Origin of the sequence: Ancylomarina sp. 16SWW S1-10-2, assembly GCF_009669305.1 — a bacterium.
GTDB lineage: Bacteria > Bacteroidota > Bacteroidia > Bacteroidales > Marinifilaceae > Ancylomarina.
In genome coordinates this window covers 212,159-235,495 of record NZ_SADB01000007.1, presented here as the reverse complement: position 1 = coordinate 235,495, position 23,337 = coordinate 212,159, and the positions used below count along the sequence as shown (strand labels likewise).

Sequence of the window (23,337 nt, the reverse complement as noted above, 5' to 3'; positions counted from 1 at the left end):
GCTGAGCTAAGGAATCGTTGCTGATTTTATTTGAAAGACTTTTGCTTGTCTTTAAGTGATCCCTCTGGGGTTCGAACCCAGGACCCCATCATTAAAAGTGATGTGCTCTACCAGCTGAGCTAAGGAATCGTTGCTAATTTTATTTAAAAGACTTTTGCTTGTCTTCTTGTGATCCCTCTGGGGTTCGAACCCAGGACCCCATCATTAAAAGTGATGTGCTCTACCAGCTGAGCTAAGGAATCAGTAATGAACTTTCTTTTTTAAAGCGTTGCAAAGATAGATTCTTTAAATTAAATACGCAAACAATGAAGGCTTGTAATGCCTTGTTTTTTTAATATTCGAGCTCATTAGTCTACTTATTGTACTGGTTCGTAAAATGATATCGAAAAGTAAAAAAGTTATAAAAATTTACTTTTTTATTTTTGAGGGACTTCGCTTTTATGATAAGATTTAAATTGAAGCCTTAAAATGGAATTTGATTTTTGCAGGTTAAATTCCTTTTGTTTCTTCCTAAAGCTTTGCTGTTGAATAAACTGCTGATTTTTTTCAAATAAAATTTAATGATAAATCATCAATTTTGTTGTTTGGGGGATGAAAAAAGGCAAAATTTCCATTTTTTAAGCCGAAACTTATAATTTAGTTTGTACAATAAAAGTGAAAAAAAATTAAATTTGTGCTTTCGTTAAGAAGATGAGTGCATATTTAAAATCGGAATTACCTTTTTTTAGATTCAATCATCTTTTATCATTTCAAGGAAAATAAAGAAATAAGTATATGATCGATAAAATTGTTCTTGTTACTGGAGCATCATCTGGAATAGGGAAGGCTTTAGCTTTTGAGTTTGCATCGCGTGGTTCTAAATTGGTTTTGGCTGCTCGTAATATTGAAAAACTAAAAGAGATTGAAAATAGCTTAACTAAACAAGGAACCGAAGTCCTTATCGTAAAAACAGACGTGAGTATTGAAAGTGATTGTCAGCATTTAGTTTCAGAAGCAGTTGCAAGGTTTGGACGTTTAGATATTCTAATAAACAATGCCGGAATCTCAATGCGTGCTATGTTTAAGGATTGTGAATTGTCTGTTCTTAAGAATTTGATGGATGTCAATTTTTGGGGAACGGTTTATTGTACTAAATATGCTATGCCCTATATTACACAATCTAAAGGTTCAGTTGTTGGTGTTATTTCAATTGCTGGTTACATAGGTTTACCTGGAAGAACAGGCTATTCCGCGTCTAAATATGCTATTCGTGGTTTTTTAGAAACACTAAGGGTTGAGAATTTAAAGACTGGTGTGCATGTTTTAGTCGCAGCTCCTGGTTTTACAGCTTCCAACGTAAGGAATGTAGCTTTAACAGCTGATGGAAGCTCACAGGGCGAAACACCAAGGGATGAAGCTAAGATGATGACCGCTGAAGTTTGCGCTGCTCATATTGCCAAAGCTGTAGTGAAACGTAAGCGTGAGTTGATTTTAACTTTTGTAGAAGGTAAATTTACGGTTTGGTTGAAAAAATGGTTTCCTAGCTTATTAGAAAAGTTAACTTATAATCATATGGCAAAGGAACCCAACTCAGGACTAGAATAAGTACATTAAAGCTAATGTGTATGGTTAGAATTATAATTTAATTGGCGAAAAATTTTAAAGAATAAAAGGCATGTGTTACATTTGCCAAAAATCATAACAATAAATCATGGGAAGAGCATTCGAATTTAGAAAGGCACGCAAATTTAAGCGTTGGGATAAAATGGCTAAGGCCTTTACCCGAATTGGGAAGGAAATTGTAATCGCAATTAAAGAGGGCGGTACAGATCCTGGTTCTAATTCACGTCTTCGTGCTGTAATTCAGAATGCAAAAGCAGCCAACATGCCTAAAGAGAATGTTGAGCGTGCAATTAAGAAGGCGAGTTCGAAAGATCAAAAAGATTTTAAAGAAATTGTATACGAAGGCTATGCACCACATGGTATTGCTGTGTTGGTCGAAACGGCTACTGATAATCATATGCGTACCGTTGCAGATGTTCGTTCTTACTTTAGTAAGACTAATGGTAGCTTAGGCACTGCAGGTAGCGTTGAGTTTATGTTTGAGCATAAGTGTTACTTTAAAATTGAAAACACAGGTCAAGATCTTGAAGAATTAGAATTAGAAGTTATCGATCTTGGTGTAGAAGATGTATTTGCTGAAGAGAATGAAATCTTATTATATGCTCCATTCCAGGAATTTGGAAAGGTTCAAGCATATCTAGAGGAAAATGATATTACACCTCTTAGTTCTGGATTTGACCGTATACCAATGGATACTAAAGAGCTTAGTGAAGAAGATATTGCTGATGTAGAAAAACTTCTTGATAAGTTAGAAGATAATGACGATGTATTGCATGTTTACCATAACATGGCATAAGTCAAATAAGCATATTTACAAAAAAGACCTTCACGAATGTGAAGGTCTTTTTTGTTTCAACGCATAGGGAAGAAAATACTTATTCAACTTTATCAGAAAGAGATTTAAAGCCTTTTCCTAGTATTTCATTAGTTTCCATAACTGTGATGAAAGCCTTAGGGTCTATTTGTTCAATAAAGTCTTTTAGAATGGATAGCTCACGTCTATTAACAACAATAAATATCATATTTTTATCTTGTCCATCATACATACCTTGTCCTTTAAGATATGTGCCGCCACGTTTCATATCAATAACCACTTTGTCACGAATTTCCTCAGTCTTATCAGAGATAATAAATAAAGCTTTCTCAAAGGTTGATCCTTGAATAGTGATATCGATAACTCGCCCAGAAATATAAAGTGTAATAAGTGAGTAAAGTGGAATTTGCCAATCCATATCCACATATAAACTACATAGTATGATCATTAAATCGACATAAATAATCATCTGGCCTAAAGGTAAGCTTGTGTACTTGGATAGAATCATACCAATTGTATCAGTACCAGTAGTCGTAGCTCGAGCTTTTAGTATTAATCCAAAACCAAAACCGATTATAATACCACCAAAAACACAGGATAGAAGAACATCGTCAACCAAAGGAACAATTCCCCACCATTTTGTTGCAAGATCTATGAAAATAGAGCTAAAGAAGAATCCGAAAAAAGTTTTAAATCCAAATCGAGGACCTAATATTTTGATTCCAATCAGCACAAGTGACACATTAACAACAAGCCCAGTTAAACCAACGGGAATACCGCCATCATATTGCTGAAACATATCATTTTGATATGACATAAAGTAATATCCAATCTTAGAAAAGAAATTAGAATATTCCGAAGCATCTAAAAGATTGAAGGGACCATGAGGAAATAGTCCAATTGTAAGTTTATTGACAATGATTCCGATACCATAAGCTCCGCCAGGAACTATAAAATGAGGTGTGATGAAGAAAATGAAACCTAGAGATAGTACTAAAGATCCCGCCACAAGTAGAGCGTAATTATAGAACCATTTGCCAGAGAAAAGTTTGTCGTTTTGAATAAATGCCATGAAAGATGTTGGTTTTTAGGTTGTAGGCTCAGTGATGTTGTCGATTTTCTATGTGCCTACTACAAAGCAAATAAGAATTTTCCAAATAAAATATTTTGAGCTAGATAATTTTGCATTTATCTCAAAAGAGTGTTTGTATAAATAGGTAATAAGTAAAAAAAATCTGTGAACGAGGGTCAATTTGACTCATTTATTCACAGATTACCTTTATAAAGATGTTATTTTTTTAAAGACTTGAACTTCTCCGTCTTCTAGTCGATTTGTAATTATTGAATTTATAAGACAGGCTTAACTTGAGTGTAGGCGCGTCGCGATCAAACTTGTTTATTAGAATTAAATCTTCATTTGTATAAGTTTTACTAAGGTCTGCTGTATTAAAGACATCAGTAATTGTTAGGTTGGCAGCAAGTCTTTTCTTGAAAAAGCTATGTTTTAGTGCTAAGGTTGTTTTAAAGCTATCAGCGATCTCACCTTGTGCCCATTTTGATTTTGACTTGTATGACATCACAAGTTGTAGTTGAGTGATACGATTCAAGGTAAAATAAGAGATGTTACGTAATGACCAATTTGTGCTTGAGTTTGAAAAGTTATACGTATCCATATATTCACCTTCAACTTTATAGTGTGATATATCAGTAATCAGTATATTTTTCAACCATTTTGTAAGAGGGGAAACTAAAGATGCTTCAAATCCTAGAGTGTAGTCTTTACCGACGTTTTCAATATCCGAAAGAATAATATCAGAATCATCTTCTAAAATAGTTTTGATATGTTCAATTTTATCTTCCGTCATTCTGTAATACGATTCAAGATAAAGACTTTGTTTACCTATTTTTGTATTATAATCTAGTTCGAAGGATTTGATATGTTCAGGTTTAAGATCAGGATTTCCCTTAGTCCAGTTATAGCGATCGTTCCATATTAAAAAAGGCTCAAGATTACTACTCGATGGGCGTTTAATTCGTCTTGAATAGTTGGCAGATAGGCTACTTGTTTTGTTCAATTTTAGTTGTGTATGAATACTAGGGAAGAAGTCCCATCTGTTAATTTTATAACTATCATCTTCGAATTGAATATGCCTGTGAGTGTGTTCTGCTCTTAAGCCTAGTTGATAATTTAGTTTATTGAGCTTACTAGAATAAAGAGAATAAATGGAGTTGGTAATTTTATTATAATCAGCTGTTTGCTGAAACTCAGGATGTGTAATAGGGGTGCTGCCAAGTGTCTCTTTTAGGTCTCGATTAGAGTCGTATTCTAAATTTTTGTATTCATAACCTGTTTCAAAAGTTGTTTTATTAGATAGAGGCAGCGTATAATCTGTACTTATTACAACACCGTGAGCATCTTCTGAAAAAGTTGATAGGAATTGATTTGTGTCTTCATCAGCTTTTGTATTGATACTCGTTTGATCACTGTCGTATTGACGGTTTGTGTAATCAATAAATGTATTAAGTTGATGTCCTTTCTTACTGAATTTTTTTAGGTAATTAAAAGTTGTTACGAAGTAATTATTTTTGCTGTCTTTCTTTTCCAATCCATTTTCAAAAGAATGACTGTCTCCTTGCACATATTTATCATACTCTAAATCATTATTACTGTCGAAGAGTTCATTTCCATATTGACTTGTAATACTAATCGAATTAAAAGGATTTATTTCTAAATCGTAAGCACCAGAAATTTTAAGTGTTTTGTTTTTACGATCCATATCTCCAAAGGCATCTAAATGACTTGTAGGGTCAGTGTTTAAAAGTGTTTTGTAGATTTTTCTTTTTCCACCAAGAGCATTAATGTTGTAATTAGCTCCAAAATTTAAATTGCTCTTTTTTTTCTTTAAATTAAACATGGCATCGCTAGAAAAATTCTCATGACTTGCAGGACTCAAGCTAAGAATACCACTAACACCTTTTAGATTGAACTTTTTACTAATGATATTTATAATACCTGCATCTCCTTCGGAGTTATATTTTGCAGAAGGATTGGTAATGATTTCAATGTTTTCTATTTGATCAGTCATAATGCTATTTAAAACTTCTTGAGAGCTTCTAAAAGTAGGGCGACCATCAATTAATACCGTAAAGCCAGTACTTCCTCTAAGGCTTACATTACCATTAACATCAACGCTAACCGATGGAACTGTTTCAAGTACATCAATTGCTGTACCGCCAGCAGCAGAAAGTTGATGATTAACGGGTATTATCTTTTTATCAATTTTATACTCAATATCGTTATTATTAGAGTTAACTACAACTTCTCCTAATGTTTCACATGAATGACTTAATCTTATGATATTTAGATTTGCATCTCTTCGATAACTGCGTATAACAATGTTTGGGATGATTTTTTTCTCATAGCCTATGAACGAAACTTCTATGTAATAATTACCAGCTTTTAGTTTTTTGATTTCAAAAAAACCATTCTCATTTGTAATGGTCCCATCTATCAGTTTTGACTTCTCTTTATTATAAACAGATATTGTTGCGTACTCAATAGCTTTGTCTGTATTGATATCTTTAATTATACCATGAATAATACCAATTTTAGGTGTTGAGTTAAGGGCATAAATAGGCGAGCCTATTAAAAGGAATAAGAGTAGGTAGCTTAGGTGTTTCATAGAATTTCTTGTTGACGAATACATAAATAGCTTATGCAAAATATCAAATTAGTTAGTTAAACGGTTAAATAATGGTCAATACAAATATAAGTTTGTTATTTTAAAACCGAAACATAACTGATGGTTTTTTACATAAAATATTATTATTGTTTAAGGTAATAAGAAAATAAAAAGGCTATTCCCTGTAATTAAGGAATAGCCTTTAAAATATGACAATTAAAATGAATTACATGCTTTTAAGGCAATTTGCAATACCACTTTCAATTCTAGAATTAATGTTATTTGTGTCAGCTTTAACAAACTTTTCTCCAATAATTTGCTCATAAAGCTCAATATATCGTTCAGAAATTTGGTTGATACGATCTGTGGTCATTTCAGGAATTTGTTGTCCATCCTTACCTTGAAAACCGTTATCCATTAACCATTCGCGAACAAACTCCTTAGAAAGTTGTTTTTGAGGCTCATTTCGGTTAATTTTTTCTTCATAGCCTTCAGCATAGAAATAACGAGATGAATCTGGTGTATGAATTTCGTCTATTAAATAGATTTTACCATCTTTTTTACCAAACTCATATTTAGTGTCAACTAAGATTAAATTTTTCTTAGCAGATATCTCAGTTCCTCTTTGGAAAAGAGCAAATGTGTATTCTTCAAGTTTTTCGTAATCTTCTTTGCTAACAATATTTTGAGCAAGAATCTCTTCTTTTGAAATATCTTCATCATGACCTTCCATTGCTTTTGTAGTAGGCGTGATGATTGGTTTCTCAAATTTTTGATTTTCAACCATTCCATCAGGCATTGGCATTCCGCAAAGTGTGCGTTTCCCAGCCTTATATTCTCTCCAAGCATGACCTGTTAAATAGCCACGAATCACCATTTCTACCATAAAAGGTTCAGCAAGGTGACCAATAGTAACCATTGGATCTGGTGTTGCAATTTTCCAATTAGGAACAATATCAGCAGTTGCATCTAAAAATCTTGTGGCAATTTGGTTGAGAACTTGTCCTTTAAAAGGAATACCTTCAGGAAGAACGACATCGAAAGCTGAAATTCTATCAGAAACGACCATAGCAAGGTATTCGTCGTTGATATTATAAACGTCACGAACTTTTCCTACGTATAAGTTCTTTTGTTTTGGAAAGTTAAAATCTGTTTTTACAATTGCTTTGTTCATCTGTACAGATAGATTTATAATTTATAAAATGGTAATTTTTAATAAGTGGGCATCTATAAATGCTCCATTTGCAAATTTATAAGTTTTATTCTTTTTTTTTCCATTTTTCAGCTTCCTTTTCTTCATCAATTTCATATGCGCTCACAATTTTCTTAACAAGTTGATGTCGAACAATATCCGAAGTATCAAATTCTACCATTGCAATATCTTTAATATCTTTTAAAATTCGAAAGGCTTGTACCAAACCCGATTGTTGTCTTCTTGGTAAATCGATTTGAGTAATATCACCCGTAATCATAAATTTACCACTAGTTCCCATACGTGTTAGAAACATTTTTAGTTGCTTGCTTGTTGTATTTTGTGCTTCGTCTAATATTACAAAGGCATCGTTGAGCGTTCGTCCACGCATGTAGGCAAGTGGAGCTATTTGAATAACGTCTGCTTCAAGGTATGCCGCTAATTTATTAGGCGGAATCATATCGAGCAGTGCATCGTAAAGTGGTTGCAAGTAGGGATCAATCTTTTCTTTTAAATCACCAGGTAAAAACCCTAGATTTTCGCCAGCTTCAACAGCAGGGCGACTTAGTATAATACGTTTAACCTCATTGTTTCGTAAGGCTTTTACTGCAAGTGCTACGGCGGTGTATGTTTTTCCCGAACCCGCAGGTCCAATGGCAAAAATCATATCGTTATTTGCTGATTTTTGAACGAGTTTACGTTGATTGGGGGTTCTTGAACGAATTATTTTTCCATTGTTTCCAAAAACGATTATATTTTTTGGATCTTCAGGATCTTCAATTTCTTTGGTGTTTTCAAGTACAATTCTTTTCAGGTTTGCAGCTGTAAGCACATTATACTGATTGTAATGTTGAAGAATAAGATTAATCTTATTTTCAAACAGATCTAAGGATTTTTGTTCACCCTTTACAATTAATTCACTGCCTCTACCCACTATCTGTAGTTTTGGAAAAAGGTCCTTAAGAATCTCGAGTTTGTTATTGTTTATTCCATAAAAATCGAGAGGGTCGATTGAACCTATAGATATATATCTTTCTATCATAAATGTTGTTCAATATTTATTACTTTTGAAATCACAAATTAGTTATTTTTTTTGATTGAATCAGCTTAGTTAGCGTCGATTTGTATGCTTTTTTTTAATATGAAAATGATAAGCAGTTATTTTTGATCATGAAATAAAAATCAATTTATAAAAAATTACTTTATGGGAGTTATTACAATATGTAGCGATTGGAATGATCGCGATTATTATTTAGCAGCATTAAAAGGACGTTTGCTTTCTCTTTGTAAAGATGTTCAAATAGTAGATTTGAGTTCTAATATTGAATCTTATAATATATCTCAGGCTGCTTTTATCGTTAAAAACGCTTATCATTATTATCCCAAAGGGAGTATTCATATAATAACTGTTGCTTCCGAGGCTAGTGCGAAACATCCGCATGTTGTCGTTTACAATAAAGGACATTATTTTATTGGCACAGATAATGGTATGTTTAATCTCATATTTCGAGATCAACCTGAAGCGATTATACAGTTACCGGCAAATGATGAAGAGCCTAACTTGTTGAATTTTCCAGAATTAGCTGTGTTTGCACCGGCTGCTGCGTATTTATATAATAAGGGTAAGATGCCAGAATTGGGTAATAAAGTTGATACTTTATATAATATGCTACCTATACGGGCTCTTATTCAGGAAGATACAATGACGGGTAAAGTGATTTTTATTGATTCATTTAGTAATGCAATCATAAATATTTCAAAAGATCGTTTTTATTCAAGTTTAGAAGGTAGGGATTTCGAAATATTAGTACAGAGTAATCAGCATCTAATTACAAAAATTAGTCATCATTATAATGATGTAGGTGAGGGTGATATTCTTGCTCTATTTAATTCTGCTAATTTGCTTGAGATAGCTATGAATAAAGGAGAGTTGTGTAAATTGTTAGAAATAGATACAAATTCAGATATAAGAGTTAAATTTCATGATTGTTAGATTTGTAAAGTTGAAATTGCAAAGTCAGCATATAGCCGATTTTAAAAAGTTTACAGAAGGAGAGAAGAAAGATATTATTGCTTTTGATGGTTGTTCCTTTTTAGAAATACTACAGGATATTAATAATAAAAACCTTTTTTTCTCGTATAGTCATTGGGAATCAGAAGAAGCATTGAATAGATATAGAGATTCTGCTTTTTTTAAAGGAAATTGGAAACAGGTAAAGCAGTGGTTTGCTGCAAAAGCTGAGGCTTGGAGTCTACAGCGATAAAGAGTGAAAAGAACTGTTATTAAAATTGAAGAAATGAATGAGAATTTGAAGGCTTTTGAAGAGTTACTAAATATAATGGATGAGTTGCGTTTGAAATGCCCTTGGGATAAAAAACAAACCTTCGATAGTTTAAGAACTTTAACAATTGAAGAAACTTATGAATTGACTGATGCTATTTTAAAGAATGATAAAGTAGAGATTAAGAAGGAATTGGGTGATTTGTTGATGCATATTGTTTTTTATTCAATAATTGGTTCTGAAACAAATGACTTTAATATTGCAGATGTATGTAAAGGCGTTAGCGAGAAACTAGTTTATCGTCATCCTCATATTTTTTCTGATGTGAAAGTTGCCAACGCTCGCGAAGTAGAAGAAAATTGGGAACAATTAAAACTTAAGGAAAAAGGTGGTAATCGCACCGTTTTACAAGGTGTGCCTAAATCTTTACCAGCAATGATAAAGGCTACTCGCATTCAAGATAAGGTGAGAGGTGTTGGTTTCGATTGGGAAGAAAAAGAGCAGGTTTGGGATAAGGTTAAAGAAGAAATTTCAGAACTGGAAGTTGAAATGAAGTCGGGTAATCAAAATAATATAGAGCAAGAATTTGGTGATTTATTCTTTTCTATGATTAATACAGCTCGTTTATATGGTGTGAATCCTGAAAATGCGCTTGAAAGAACCAATCAAAAATTTACCAAACGATTTAATTATCTTGAAAGTCATACAATGGGAATTGGCAAAAAATTAAAGGATATGAGCTTAGAAGAGATGGATGTCATTTGGGAAGAAGCGAAACAATTTGATGATAATTAGCCCTTTTATAAATACTGATTATTCTAGAAACATACTTCATTTATTTTATGAGAATATTACTATTAATTTTCCTTTTTATTAGCTTTTCTGCTGTTTCGCAAAAGCAAATGAACTTATCATTAAAAGCCACAGATTATATCTCTGAGCAATTCTATTTGCAAAAGGGAAACGATATGGGAATTGTTACGATCGATAGTTCACGTGTAAAAGCTTCGGGAATTTTAATATTTAGTTGGGAAGGTGCACCAGGTATTTATAGGTTGTCTAATGATGATGGTTGCCTTATCGATTTTAGAATGGATAAATCGGATATGTCTTTTGATATAAAAGGGAAATTTGCCGAAAGGGAGCTCATTTTTGAGCGTGGAGATAAGAACAGTCAATTTCAATATTATATATCCGAATTTGAATATTATAAAACAGAAGCTAAGCGAATTAGTAAAAGTTACGAAAATGTAAATGGAACTGATAAAAAGGAAATTCTAAAAAAATATAAAGATATTCAGAAGGAATATAAGGAATTAGCAAAGGACTTGTGGTCGAAAAAAGATGATGATTGGTCTTTGCAACTAGCTTTAACTTATGCCGATAAAGTGCCTGATTTAAACCAAAAAGATATGGGGCGCTTTTTTGTGGAGCAGTATTTTCAGCATTTCGATTTTTCTGATAGTTTAATATTAGGAACACCCTGTTTTTATTGTAAACTAGATCGTTTTTTTAAGACTAACGAGATTCAATCATTGCTTAAGCGTAATGTTTCGAAAGAGATTGAGATGATGGTGCAGCAAATTTTTTGGCATTCGGAGGTCAATAAATATGCTCAAGAATGCTTAACTAATTATCTCATGACTAATTATCCTAAAGCTAAGTTTCCAAATTTATATGCATCTGTTCTTAATACCTATAAGTTGGCCAACTCCTGTGAATATGTAATGGGAAGTAAGAGTATGAGATCTCGAATTGAAAACGATAAAATTTTTACACCTGGATCGAAAGTCCCTGATTTTGTTTTAAAAAATTGTACGAATATCAATCTAGAATCGTTATCTAGAGTAAATAGTGATTTGACTTTGTTGATTGCGTGGTCGGCACATTGTGAAGTTTCTATTGAGCTTTTGGATAAAATAGAGAAGCTTTATAAGACCTATAATGAAAAGGGCTTTGAGGTTGTTGCAGTCTCCATTGATAATAGTGTGGGATCATGGGAAAACTTCGTTAACGAGCGTGTATATACATGGGTAAATGCTTGTGATAATGCAGGGTTGAAAGGCGAGTTTGCTAAAGCGTATAATATTACGGCAACACCAAGTATGTTTCTTATTTCATCCGATTTAGTACTAGTTGATAAGCCTCTAACTTTTTATCAACTTAAAAATGGCGTGAAAAACTATCTTCATTAAGCTTGTAGTTTCTTAAGCAATTTTCTAGCTCTAGCATTAAATCCAGTTGTGCCATCTATCATACATTCTTCAATAACCAAAGCCAATTCATTTTTGAGATCAGGTTCTTGTTTAGCAAAGTTGAATAGAATTTGCATGGCGTGAACTTTTACTGCAACAGCTGTTGAACTCGATATTAAATAGTCGAAACAACAATTAATGAACTTGCCAGATACATTCTTTGGTAGGGAATCACAGCTGATAAGCTTCAATAGTTGACGCTGCTTACTTTCACATTTTAAGCTAGGAATAAGCTCTATCATTTTTGATATATATGGTCTAATAAGCTCTGGTTCTTCATCATAAACCTTATCCATCAACCATGTTGCTCGCCAAGCTCTTTCGTGCTCGCCTGTAGCAAATTCCCATAACTTGGGCATATGCTTCGGCTCTCTAGCTATTTCTTTAGCTATAAGAACAGCGGCTTCTTTACCCGGGAATGTTGATAGGATTGCTTCGAAGTCCATGTTTAGTTTATTATTAATAAAAAATTTTCTAAACCTTAATTATTAGTTTTGGATATTAAGTCCTGTCTGATAGGATGTTTTCCTTCTTTGATTATAGAATGTAAAATATGCTTGAAATCTGTTTTGTCTCTTATTAAAAGTACTTTCAATTCTTTTGAGACCAGTTGTATTAAAAACAGATTAAAACCGCATAGAAGAAATATTTTCCATTTTATATGTCGACAAAGATATTTTTGATCTCTTAAATTATGTGTTATTCTTGTATAAAAACTTTCATATTTTAGATATAGGAGAAATAGGTAGACAAAAGGTATATATAGGAGTGTAAATAGAGGGCTAAGTAGAAACGATTTTAAATTCCGTATTTTTGCAAAATTATCAAAATCAATAATGACATTGTAGATTGAAAATACCATAACAGTAGTTCCATAGATCATTAATGCTATGTCGAATAATTTTTTAACCTTTTGATATTCAGTTCTTGATTCAGAAAACCCACTTACGATACCAATAAAAAATAATATTGGTATTGTAATTAATTCTGTAACTAAATTGAAAACATATAAATTAGAAACAAACTGCAATATTACAATTAATTTCAAATTATTGTAAAATATGTGTTTAAAGGAACGTTGAGTATTTGTAGACTTACTCATCGACACAAGAAGTATAAATGCAACACCAAAAGTCCAGAAAATAGTTTCCTTTAAAAATGTATAATCCCAAAGGTTCAGTATGATAAATAGAATTACTATTAATTCAATATAGATGATCATCAGATTAACCATTGTAAGGATTTGTCTTACAACGAAATGTTTAACCAAATCGAAAATAGATTCTCTAGTTCCTTTGTTTATTATAAGCCAGGTGATTCCTATGATTACCCAAAATAGAATTGAAATTTCACGGTTATTGAAGATTTTTGTAATCGTATCGTACATTCTGATTTTTTAATTGGAAGAAGGTTTTGAGTTGTCGTAAAATACTAAAAAGGCAAGTTCCCCAAATCTACATTACCTCCCGAGAGGATAATCCCGATCTTTTTACCTTTGTATTTTTCTTTCTCTTTAAGGATGGCTGCGAGAGCTACAGCACTCGATGGTTCCACGACTATTTTCATGCGTTCCCAAATGAGTCGCATGGCTGCAACGATTTCACCTTCCTCAACGCGAACAATTTTCTCAACTAAATCTCGAATAATAGGGTAGGTTTTGTCTCCTAGAGATGTTAGGAGCCCGTCTGCGATTGTCTGAGGATTGGTTTGTGGAATTAGTTCGCTTTTTTCCATAGATTGCCAAGCATCGTCGGCGCCCATAGGTTCACCAGCTATAACTTTTGTTTTTGGCGATAAATAATGAGTAGCAAGAGCTGTTCCCGAAATCAAACCGCCACCACCAACGGGAGCAACAATATAATCCAAGTCTGCATGTTCTTCGATTAGTTCCATTGCAGCTGTTCCTTGTCCTGCAATAACCTGATAATCGTTGTAGGGGTGAAGGAATTTGGCGCCTGTTTCAGCGACTACTTTATTTAAAGTTGTTTCTCTAGCTTCAAGGTTTGATTTACATTCTATAATTTTACCACCGTAACCTTTTACCGCTTTTTTCTTAACCTCAGGTGCATTTTCAGGCATGACGATATAAGCCTTGATATGTTGCATTTTTGCTGATAAAGCAAGGGCTTGAGCGAAATTACCCGACGAATGTGTTGCTACGCCACACTTCTTTTGCTCTTCGCTTAATTGGAGGACTGCATTTAGTGCGCCACGCATTTTGAAGGCACCCATTTTCTGAAAATTTTCACACTTAAAATAGATCTCTGCACCAACTATTTCGTTGATCAAACTGGAACTTAAAACTGGTGTTCTATGAATAAATGGTTTAATTCTTTTGTGAGTTTCTTGTAGGTCTTTCAGTTTAATATGCATGTCGATATTTTTTGTGTGTAGGTGATTGATTTGTTAGATTGGTGAATTTACAAAAATTGTAGAAGAGTTAATTTAATATGGTAAATATTCTAATTAATGTTTAGGTTTTGAAATTTAGTATCCCGCAGATTGTAAAGATTTCCGCAGATTAATTTTTGTTTGCTGTCATGCTATGACTAAAAGTATGTATTGAGAGCCTCAACAAAAAAAGTGAGACTCTCAAATTCCTATTCCGTCATGCTCTGACTATAAGCAAGCTGTAAATGTCAGGGTATGACTAAAAGTATGTATTGTGGTTCTTAAAAAAAAAGAGACAATTTAATATCCCGCAGATTGTAAAGATTTCCGCAGATTAATTTTTGTTTGATGTCATGCTATGACTAAAAGCATGTATTGAGAGCCTCAACAAAAAAGTGAGAACCTCAAATTCCTATTCCGTCATGCTCTGACTATAAGCAAGCTGTAAATGTCAGGGTATGACTATGAATTTCAAATTATATTTGATTCCAACTTTCGAAACCTAAAAGAGTGAGACCCTCAAAGATTGTATTTCGCTAACGAAATAAATAAAACGAGTTGCGAGAACCTTTTTTCAACGGAATAGGAGTCATAATTTTCTATAAGAACTTTTTAATCTGCCTGTTTGCAATTGAATGACGCTTTTAATAGACTTTCAAAATCATATTTAATCAGCGTCTAAAACTGTTCAAATATAAATCGAAAAAAAATCCCAATCTCATTATCTGAAATTGGGATTATATTTAAGGGTTTTAGTTTCTTAAGCTTTCATTGCTTCTAAAGATTCTTTAGCTGCCTGAATCGTTTTGTCAAGCATCTCATAAGTTAGTGTATTCGATAAAAAGTAGCTTTCGAATGTTGATGGTGGCAAATAGATACCACGTTTTAGCATTTCGTGAAAGAACTTAGGGAATAACTCGTTGTTAGCTGTTGACGATGTTTCAAAATCAACAACATCAACATCGGTAAAGAAAATAGAAATCATAGATCCACAACGGTTAATTCTATAATCGAATCCTGATTTAGCAAATTCCTTATCTAAACCTTTATGAAGGTATTCACATTTAGCAGCTAACTCCGTATAAGTCTCAGGTTTGTTATTTAGCTCTTTTAATAGGGTATAACCAGCAATCATGGCAATAGGATTTCCCGATAGTGTTCCCGCTTGATAAACAGGTCCCATAGGAGAAACCACGCTCATAATCTCTTTAGAACCAGCATAAGCACCAACTGGCATACCGCCACCAATAACTTTACCGAAAATGGCTATATCAGCTTTTACGCCAAAATATTCTTGAGCACCACCTTTTGCCAAACGAAAGCCAGACATCACTTCGTCAAAAATAAGTAGAATGTTTTCTTTATCACAAATCTGACGTAAGTCTTCTAGAAATCCTTTTTTAGGTAGTACACAACCCATATTACCAGCTACTGCTTCTACAATAATCGCAGCAATTTCGCCTTTATTATTAGCAATAACTTGTTTTACGTTTTCAATATCGTTGTACTTCGCTGTTAAGGTATCGTTGGCTGTACCTGGTGTAACACCTGGCGAGTTTGGCTCACCAAAAGTACTTGCACCACTACCAGCTTTAATTAAAAAAGAATCGGAGTGACCATGGTAACAACCTTCGAATTTTATGAATTTGTTACGTCCAGTATAGCCACGTGCAACACGAATGGCCGACATACAAGCCTCTGTTCCTGAATTGACCATTCTAACCATTTCGATATTTGGAACCATATCGACAATAAGCTTAGCTATTTGAGTTTCCAGTTTTGTTGGTGCACCAAAAGATGTAGAATTCTCAACCTTATCTTTAATGGCATTAATCACAACAGGGAGAGCGTGACCAAGAATCATAGGTCCCCACGATGAGATATAATCGATATATTCGTTGTCATCCTCATCAGTAAGAATACTACCTTTTGCTTTTTTAATAAAAACAGGCGTTCCACCCACCGATTTGTAAGCTCTTACTGGCGAGTTTACGCCTCCAGGAATGTATTTCTGAGCTTGATCGAAGAGTTCAGAGCTTCTTTTGTATTGGTACATATCGTTTGTATTTTATGAGTTGAAAAATTGATTACAAGTTTGTATTAATGAAAAAACATTAGTCTGATCGGACATCATAACATGGTCGGAATAATCGACTAAAGCAACAGCAGTGGTATTGCCAATAGCAAAACAAGGCTGATTATTTTTGAGTTGGTAGTTCTTAAAAAAACTGTGAACAGCACTCGGACTGCAAAAGCAAATGGCATCATAATCTTCCAAAGTAATCTTTGGTTGAATCATATGCGTGTCGTAAACCTTAATTTCCTTATAAGGACTTTCATGTTCTTCAAAAAAATGTATTAATGTTTTTTGTCGAAGATTTCCGGTGAAATATAGGAAAGGTGCATTAGTATATTCTTTTAGTAATTCAGAAAGAGCTTCAGAATTGTGATGTTTAGGTACAAGTGATGAAATTTCCATTTCAGAAAGTAGATGGGCTGTCTTTTGTCCTACGGCAAAACATTTTTCCATCTTATCGAAATGGATGTGTTCTTTATTAGCTTGTAGGCTTCTAACTGCATTCTGACTGGTGAAAATCCAATTGGGGTATTGACCAGAATTGATTATTTCAAGATTTTCCTTACTGAGTGTACAAAGGTCTATTCTTATAAAGGCATAGTGATCTATTAAACAATTCATTTTCAGACCATATTCAATTTGATCTGTATTTAATGAACGTGTAAATAGAATGCGTTTATTTTTTTTAGTCATGTGTTATAGATAAACCTTAACATTAAAGTAAACAAATTTACGAAATCATCGGATTATTTCATCATTACTCGACTTCAATCTTAGGAAAAATATTTGTTACTTTTTAAAGTTAAAAAAATAGAATCTATTTGCCATTGAGCGTTTGCTTTTATACTTTTAAAGACATTCTGAAAAGGGCAGCTATATTGTTTTTTGTATGGTAAACAAGTGCTTGAATAAGATATAGCATGAAATGAAAATAAAACTGACAAAATAAGATCTTCAGATTTGAATTCTAAATAGTAAACTAAGAATTATGGTGGCTATAACACAGCAAGAAGAAGAAACAAGACATATATTATCTCGATATAAAAAACTCCTTAAATCATGCAAAAATATTATCTCTAGAGATGATATTAAATTGGTCCGTAAAGCCTTTGATTTAAGCCTATTAGATCATGATGGCGAAAGAAGAACCAATGGGGAACCAGCTACATACAAGACACTTGGTATTGCAGAAATTGTTGTTGACGAACTAGGCTTAGGACGTACATCTGTGATTTGTTCTATGCTTTATGATATTGTACAGAAAAAAGGCATTAGTGTAGATGAAGTTAACACCATGTTTGGTCCTAAGGTGACTCAAATTATTGAAGGATTGGTAAAAGTGACTGAAATATACAAGCTAAATCCAACTTTACATACCGAGAATTTTAGAAAGTTACTTTTAAGTTTTGCTGATGATGTTCGAGTGGTACTTATTATTTTGGCAGATCGTTTATTTCAACTTCGAAGCGCAGAGAATAAGAGTTCTGAAATACAAATATCTTTAGCCAAGGAAATCAATTTCTTATATATTCCTTTAGCTCACCGTTTGGGTATGTACCAAGTAAAATCTTCTATGGAGGATTTAGCTTTGCGTTATCTTGAACCAGAAATTTACTTTGAATTAGAGAAAAAACTAAAGGATACCGAAGAGGATCGTGCGGTTTACATTAAGAATTTTGTGGCTCCAATACGTGAGGAGTTAGACCGGTTAGGTATTAAATATAGTATTAAAGCTCGAACCAAATCAATTGCTTCTATTCTTCATAAAATGAAGAAACAACAAGTTGAGTTCGAGGAAGTTTATGATATTTTTGCAATCCGAATAATTATTGAAGCACCCGAAAAACGAGAAAAATCGGAATGTTGGCAGGTTTATTCTGCTGTTTCCGATTTGTATAGACCGAATCCTAAGCGTATGCGTGATTGGATAACTATTCCTAAAACAAATGGTTATGAGTCTTTGCACACAACAGTAATGGGCTTGCAAAATAGATGGGTTGAAGTTCAAATTCGATCTGAGAGAATGAATAATATTGCAGAGAATGGATTTGCTGCTCACTGGCGATACAAAGGAGATAAGGGTGATGGTGGTCTTGATAATTGGCTTCAAGATGTTAGAGAAGTTCTTGAAAGTGAGGAAAATAGTAATATTGACTTAATTGATCACTTTAAGGCAGATTTATACAGTAAGGAAATCTATGTTTTTACACCTAAGGGCGATTTAAAACAGCTAAAATCAGGTTCAACCTTACTCGATTTTGCCTATTCTATTCATTCCGATTTAGGAGATAAATGTATTGGTGGTACGGTGAACCAACGTAATGTTTCCATTCGTCAGGTTCTTAATAATGGAGATAGGGTATCTATAACTACATCCAATAGTCAAAAACCAAAATCGGATTGGTTAGCTTTTGTTGTTACCACTAAGGCAAAAAATAAGATTCGTCAGACAGTTAATGAGGAAAAAGTAAAAGAAGCGGAGATAGGAAAGGAAACTCTAATGCGTCGAATGAAGAATTGGAAGATCGAATTTAGTGATGTCAACATTCGAAAGCTTTTAAGTCATTACAAGTACAAACTAGCTTCTGAATTATACTATAATATTGCAATCGAAACGCATGATCTTTCGGAGATTAAAGATGTTATTACTTATGAAAAAGAAGTGGTAACTGAAGCTTTTGTTCCCAAAAAAGAAACGCCGAAAACAATTGAGCACGCTGGTGAGGATGTTTTGATTATTGATGAAAATATAGCTAATGTGGATTATACCTTGTCGAAATGTTGTAATCCCATTTTTGGTGATGATATTTTTGGCTTTATATCAATAGGAAAAGGAATTCGTATTCATCGCGTATCTTGTCCAAATGCCAATGAGATGATGACTCGTTACCCTTATCGAGTTGTTAAATCGACTTGGTCAGCTAAGGGAAGTGCATCTTACCAAGCGGTTATTCATATTACAGGAGAGGATGAGTTGGGAATGGTTAATAATATTACCGAATTGATTTCTAAAGACCTTAGAGTGAAGATGCGTGCTATTCAGGTTGAAACCAATGCGGGATCTTTTGAAGGACGTTTAACAGTTGTTGTTTCAAATATTGATCACTTGAATAACTTGATTGCTAAATTAAAACTCATAAAAGGAGTAAGTAAGGTTTCACGTTACGATAATGTGGTATAAACCATTGTATTGTGAAATTTTAAATTTCTAAAATAGATATTAGTTGAAAGCCTTTAGTGTATAGCATAACACTAAAGGCTTTTAAATTTTCATCAGATTATGAACAAAAATACTACCATTCCTAACGGAACTATAAAGAGTGAGAGCTACTAAATAACTATAAAGGAAAGTTAAGAGAGGTGAAAGAGGTAGATGTGCCGTAGCTCTTGCAGATATGTTATCTACGGGTGCAGAGTTAAGAATTCTAAATCTTCAACTTTATAAAAAGCTCGTAGAGCTGGAAGTGGTATATGGATAGCAAAGATCACGGAAATTAACCTATGGATCAGTGTATCGCTCCTACGGAGCTATAAAGATTTTTGATGCAAATTGTTCTACCATACCTGCGTTCCTACGGAACTATAAAATAAATGAACCAAATTTTCTGTTATACTAATCTTCAGAAGGAGCTAAAGAATAGAAGTATAAAGTGATAATGAGTTTTAAAGCTCGTAGAGCTGAAAGTATGGTAGAAATATCATAATCCAAACAAAATAAAGTTTCATAGGAACGACAGATAAATTATTAAGGGTTTTCAATTTCCAAGTTAAAAAAGCTCTTAGAGCTTGAAGTATGGTAGAAGAATTTAAATACAGATTAAAAAGTCCCGTAGGGACGACAGATGAAAATAGAAACGCCCGTTCCTCTGTGGAACGGGCGTTTGTGTTATATAGGGTAGAAAGTTTGATTTAGAATCCTAAGCCAAATTTAGCCCAATATTTGTTTTCTAACTCTTTCCAGCAAAGTATTGTTGCTCCAGTAAAATCTTTTGTATGTCGGTTTAAAAGTTCACGAGCTTCTTTTTGTTTACCATCTTTAATTAGTTTCGATATTTTCTTTTGAAGAATAGTATCATCTTCAAAACCTTTGTTTTCGAAATGAGCAACATCAGCCATCATTTCTTCACGCGTGGTTTGCCAAGCAAGTGTTGCTAGTTTATTTGCTTTACGATAAGCCCAAATAGTTGCATCGGCACGGTAACGTTTTTGACCACAGTAGTTGAACGATTCTGGAAGCTCACTTGTTCCTGCATAAATAGGAATTCGTGGACTTTGACCTGGATTATCGAATGATAACCAAGCAACACCACCAACTGCATCAGGTAACCAATCTCTCAATTGTGTTATGAATGAGTAAGAACACCACGAAACAGCAACTGTACGTTGGTACTCAATAGTTCCTTCCTTAAGAAAATTATTAAGGTTTCGTGTGTTTCCAGTAGGCCATGGGTGTGCGTTAGGGGCGATCAAAGTATCAGTAGAAATAACTTCTCTCTCCTCATTATATTTCTTTTTTATAATCTTTAGATTTTGAGTCATATCATACTTTGTACCTTCGTAGGTTTCTCGGTACATTGCCATTACATCCTTAACAGATATTTTGTTGTCAGGTTTAACCGAAAATGGTAATTCGTCAGCATCAAAATCAAGCTTTAAAGAAGGAGCAAAGTGATTCAGAATAAAGAATTCTCGAATTTTAAATGGCTTATCAGCACCACCAAATACTTCCCAAAATTTGAATTCCTTTTTGCCATTCCAACGTTTTAGGTTTTTAGCAGCTTCGTAAATATTATCCGATGCCATAAAATAGTCGGAATTCTTAAGATCAAGTTTCCCAATACGTGAGATATTAGCCGAAACTCCAATATGACCATCAGGAATACGTTGAGCAGCCCAAACACCACCAATTTTATCGGGACCTTCACCAACAATCTCCAATTGCCAAACTTCTTTTTTATCAGCAATAGTTATGCACTCACCCCAATCGCCGTAGCCGTGCTTCTTTATCAATTTACCGATTAGCTTAATCGCATCACGAGCATTTGTACAACGTTGTAAGGCAATTCGTTCCAATTCTTCAATTAGAAACATGCCTTTTTCATTAACTAGCTCTTTAGGACCAACAAAAGTTGTTTCTCCAATAGCAAGTTGCTTTTCGTTAAGACAAGGGTAAGCTGTGTTTAAATAAGCAAAAGTTGAATCAGCTTGATCAATTTCACCTGCTAGGGTTACTTTTCTTTGATCCCAAGCCGTCTCGGTTTTCAAAGTGCCTTTGTAAACTTTATGTGTCGCTTTTTTATCAAATTTTTGTGCCTTTTCAAAGGTCATCCATGTACGGTAACGTCCATCGCAAGTGTGACTTGTAATTACAGATCCATCGGTAGTTGCTTTTTTACCTACCATTATACTGGTGCAACTTTCACCAAAAAAAGGATCGTTTTTCTGTTCTGAAACGCCTTGAGCATAAGTGAATTGCAGGGCAATACTTAAGCTTAAAAGACTTAGTAAAAATGTTTTTTTCATGTGTTGTTAAAGTGTTTATTGTTAAAACCTAATTGCTTTGATTATACATGATAGAATTTGAAGGCTCAAGGTAGTATTTTCAAATTGTATTTATAGTTTATAAGTGATATTTAGAGGCAGTTTTGATAAAGCAATTGTTTAAAAGGATTTTCTAACTTGATATTTTATTTGTTGTTTAGCTTGCGTGTATTAGTATAAAGAAACATGCAAGTGTTAAATAATGCTTAAGTCTTGTAGATCTTTTTTAAATACTTGAAAAAAACTTAACTTGAGGTCTCTAATAATAAATTATCATTCGATAAAAAATATAATATAAACAACAGATTATGAATAATTTTGATTTCTATAACCCAGTAAAAATTATTTTTGGAAAAGGGAAAATTGCCGAATTAAAGAAGCATATTCCTACTGATGCAAAAATTTTAATCACTTTCGGTGGTGGTTCAATCAAGAAAAATGGGGTATACGATCAAGTCATTGCTGCTCTTGATGGTTTTAATGTTCAAGAATTTGGAGGTATTGAGTCAAATCCTCATTTTGAGACTTTGATGAAAGCTGTAGAGATTGTAAAATCAGAGAAAATTGATTTTCTCTTGGCTATTGGTGGCGGTTCGGTTATTGATGGAACAAAATTTATTGCAGCAGCTTCTTGTTATAAAGGTGAAGATCCTTGGGATATTCCTGCAAAGCATGTTCCATTGGAATCAGCAATTAATCTTGGAGCTGTTTTAACATTGGCTGCAACGGGTTCTGAAATGAATAATGGAGGTGTTATTACCAAATTGGCTACCAAGGAAAAACTTTCATTTAGTTCGCCAATATTATTTCCGAAATTTTCTATTTTAGATCCTGAATCAACTTTTTCATTACCTAAAAGGCAGATTGCCAACGGTGCTGCCGATGCCTTTGTTCACGTGATAGAGCAGTATTTAACTTATCCGGTTAATTCCCCTGTTCAAGACCGTTTCTCAGAAGGTTTATTAGTAACCTTAATTGAGGAAGGTCCCAAGGCATACGATTCTAAAACACCAAATTACGATGAATATGCCAATATTATGTGGGCAGCCACTATGGCTTTAAATGGTTTGATTGGCGTTGGTGTTCAAAACGATTGGGCAACGCATACGATTGGTCATGAATTAACTGCTTTTCATGGTATCGATCACGCTGTAACCTTGGCTATTGTTCTACCAGGATTAATGACTCATCTTAAAGATAAACGAAGTGTAAAACTATTGCAATATGCCGAACGTGTTTGGCATATAACCGAAGGTAGTGACGAAGAAAGAATCGCCATGGCAATTGTCAAAACCGAAAGTTTCTTTAATCGATTGGGTATTAAAACTCGACTAGGAGACCACCATGTTGGTCAGAAAACAATTGATCGAATTATTAAGCGATTTAAAGATAGGCAGCTTCCACATATTGGTATGTTACCTGATATTAAAATTGAAGATGCAGAAAAGATTTTAATAGATAGATTATAAAAATAACAAAGAGCTTGCATTTGATTATGTA

General features: G+C 33.6%; 18 protein-coding genes and 2 tRNA genes. 8 read left to right on the top strand and 12 right to left on the bottom strand.

Annotated features, from left to right (window positions below; all coding sequences use genetic code 11):
• Positions 1-56: 56 nt before the first annotated feature.
• Positions 57-129, bottom strand: a tRNA-Lys gene (locus EMN46_RS07990).
• A 40-nt stretch (positions 130-169) separates the two neighbouring features.
• Positions 170-242 (bottom strand) — tRNA-Lys (locus tag EMN46_RS07985).
• Positions 243-774: 532 nt separating this feature from the next.
• Here EMN46_RS07985 and EMN46_RS07980 point away from each other — a divergent pair.
• Both EMN46_RS07980 and EMN46_RS07975 read left to right on the top strand, forming a co-directional pair.
• The gene (locus EMN46_RS07980) at positions 775-1,584 is read left to right on the top strand and encodes an SDR family oxidoreductase (protein WP_154200271.1); all 810 of its coding nucleotides are present in this window, start codon (positions 775-777) and stop codon (positions 1,582-1,584) included.
• A 106-nt stretch (positions 1,585-1,690) separates the two neighbouring features.
• Positions 1,691-2,398, top strand: coding sequence for a YebC/PmpR family DNA-binding transcriptional regulator (locus EMN46_RS07975; protein WP_154200270.1), 708 nt, complete (start codon positions 1,691-1,693; stop codon positions 2,396-2,398).
• Between the two features lie 79 nt (positions 2,399-2,477).
• Here EMN46_RS07975 and EMN46_RS07970 read toward each other — a convergent pair whose 3' ends face one another.
• The 4 genes from EMN46_RS07970 to EMN46_RS07955 all read right to left on the bottom strand — a co-directional run bounded on the left by EMN46_RS07970 (position 2,478) and on the right by EMN46_RS07955 (position 8,333).
• Entirely contained in the window at positions 2,478-3,488 is a 1,011-nt protein-coding gene (locus EMN46_RS07970; protein WP_154200269.1) for a YitT family protein, read from the bottom strand.
• A gap of 226 nt (positions 3,489-3,714) precedes the next feature.
• A complete protein-coding gene (locus EMN46_RS07965; RefSeq protein WP_195715216.1) occupies positions 3,715-6,099 on the bottom strand; it encodes a TonB-dependent receptor in 2,385 nt (794 codons plus the stop codon).
• Positions 6,100-6,325: 226 nt separating this feature from the next.
• Positions 6,326-7,273, bottom strand: a complete 948-nt coding sequence (locus tag EMN46_RS07960; protein ID WP_154200267.1) for a phosphoribosylaminoimidazolesuccinocarboxamide synthase — start codon at positions 7,271-7,273, stop codon at positions 6,326-6,328.
• 85 nt (positions 7,274-7,358) lie between these two features.
• Positions 7,359-8,333: a PhoH family protein gene (locus EMN46_RS07955; RefSeq protein ID WP_154200266.1), complete on the bottom strand. Its 975-nt coding sequence runs from the start codon at positions 8,331-8,333 to the stop codon at positions 7,359-7,361.
• A gap of 162 nt (positions 8,334-8,495) precedes the next feature.
• Here EMN46_RS07955 and EMN46_RS07950 point away from each other — a divergent pair, with 162 nt between their 5' ends.
• Genes EMN46_RS07950 through EMN46_RS07935 form a run of 4 tightly spaced genes read left to right on the top strand, consistent with a single transcriptional unit; the run spans position 8,496 to position 11,768 of the window.
• Positions 8,496-9,284: an S-adenosyl-l-methionine hydroxide adenosyltransferase family protein gene (locus EMN46_RS07950; protein WP_154200265.1), complete on the top strand. Its 789-nt coding sequence runs from the start codon at positions 8,496-8,498 to the stop codon at positions 9,282-9,284.
• Complete coding sequence (locus EMN46_RS07945) at positions 9,274-9,555, top strand: putative quinol monooxygenase (protein WP_154200264.1); 282 nt, start codon at positions 9,274-9,276, stop codon at positions 9,553-9,555. Before EMN46_RS07950 ends, EMN46_RS07945 begins: the two co-directional genes overlap by 11 nt.
• Before the next feature lie 33 nt (positions 9,556-9,588).
• Complete coding sequence (mazG, locus tag EMN46_RS07940; RefSeq protein WP_154200263.1) at positions 9,589-10,368, top strand: nucleoside triphosphate pyrophosphohydrolase; 780 nt, start codon at positions 9,589-9,591, stop codon at positions 10,366-10,368.
• A 47-nt stretch (positions 10,369-10,415) separates the two neighbouring features.
• A complete protein-coding gene (locus EMN46_RS07935; protein WP_154200262.1) occupies positions 10,416-11,768 on the top strand; it encodes a peroxiredoxin in 1,353 nt (450 codons plus the stop codon).
• Here the strand turns inward: EMN46_RS07935 and EMN46_RS07930 are convergent.
• From EMN46_RS07930 to EMN46_RS07910, 5 genes are all read right to left on the bottom strand, one after another.
• Positions 11,765-12,274, bottom strand: coding sequence for a hypothetical protein (locus EMN46_RS07930; RefSeq protein ID WP_154200261.1), 510 nt, complete (start codon positions 12,272-12,274; stop codon positions 11,765-11,767). The genes EMN46_RS07935 and EMN46_RS07930 overlap by 4 nt on opposite strands.
• Before the next feature lie 35 nt (positions 12,275-12,309).
• Positions 12,310-13,215, bottom strand: coding sequence for a hypothetical protein (locus EMN46_RS07925; RefSeq protein WP_154200260.1), 906 nt, complete (start codon positions 13,213-13,215; stop codon positions 12,310-12,312).
• 44 nt (positions 13,216-13,259) lie between these two features.
• On the bottom strand, positions 13,260-14,201 hold the full coding sequence (locus EMN46_RS07920) for a pyridoxal-phosphate dependent enzyme (protein ID WP_154200259.1): 942 nt from the start codon (positions 14,199-14,201) through the stop codon (positions 13,260-13,262).
• Positions 14,202-14,979: 778 nt separating this feature from the next.
• Positions 14,980-16,275, bottom strand: a complete 1,296-nt coding sequence (gene hemL, locus EMN46_RS07915) for a glutamate-1-semialdehyde 2,1-aminomutase (protein WP_154200258.1) — start codon at positions 16,273-16,275, stop codon at positions 14,980-14,982.
• A gap of 12 nt (positions 16,276-16,287) precedes the next feature.
• Positions 16,288-16,989 carry a uroporphyrinogen-III synthase gene (locus EMN46_RS07910; protein WP_154200257.1) on the bottom strand — a complete coding sequence of 234 codons (702 nt, stop codon included), beginning with the start codon at positions 16,987-16,989 and terminating at the stop codon, positions 16,288-16,290.
• A gap of 295 nt (positions 16,990-17,284) precedes the next feature.
• Here EMN46_RS07910 and EMN46_RS07905 point away from each other — a divergent pair, with 295 nt between their 5' ends.
• On the top strand, positions 17,285-19,477 hold the full coding sequence (locus tag EMN46_RS07905; RefSeq protein ID WP_154200256.1) for a bifunctional (p)ppGpp synthetase/guanosine-3',5'-bis(diphosphate) 3'-pyrophosphohydrolase: 2,193 nt from the start codon (positions 17,285-17,287) through the stop codon (positions 19,475-19,477).
• 728 nt (positions 19,478-20,205) lie between these two features.
• Here EMN46_RS07905 and EMN46_RS07900 read toward each other — a convergent pair.
• The gene (locus EMN46_RS07900) at positions 20,206-21,819 is read right to left on the bottom strand and encodes a dipeptidase (protein ID WP_154200255.1); all 1,614 of its coding nucleotides are present in this window, start codon (positions 21,817-21,819) and stop codon (positions 20,206-20,208) included.
• Positions 21,820-22,145: 326 nt separating this feature from the next.
• On the opposite strand from EMN46_RS07900, the gene EMN46_RS07895 reads away from it, so the two are divergent.
• Positions 22,146-23,306, top strand: coding sequence for an iron-containing alcohol dehydrogenase (locus tag EMN46_RS07895; protein ID WP_154200254.1), 1,161 nt, complete (start codon positions 22,146-22,148; stop codon positions 23,304-23,306).
• Positions 23,307-23,337: the final 31 nt, after the last annotated feature.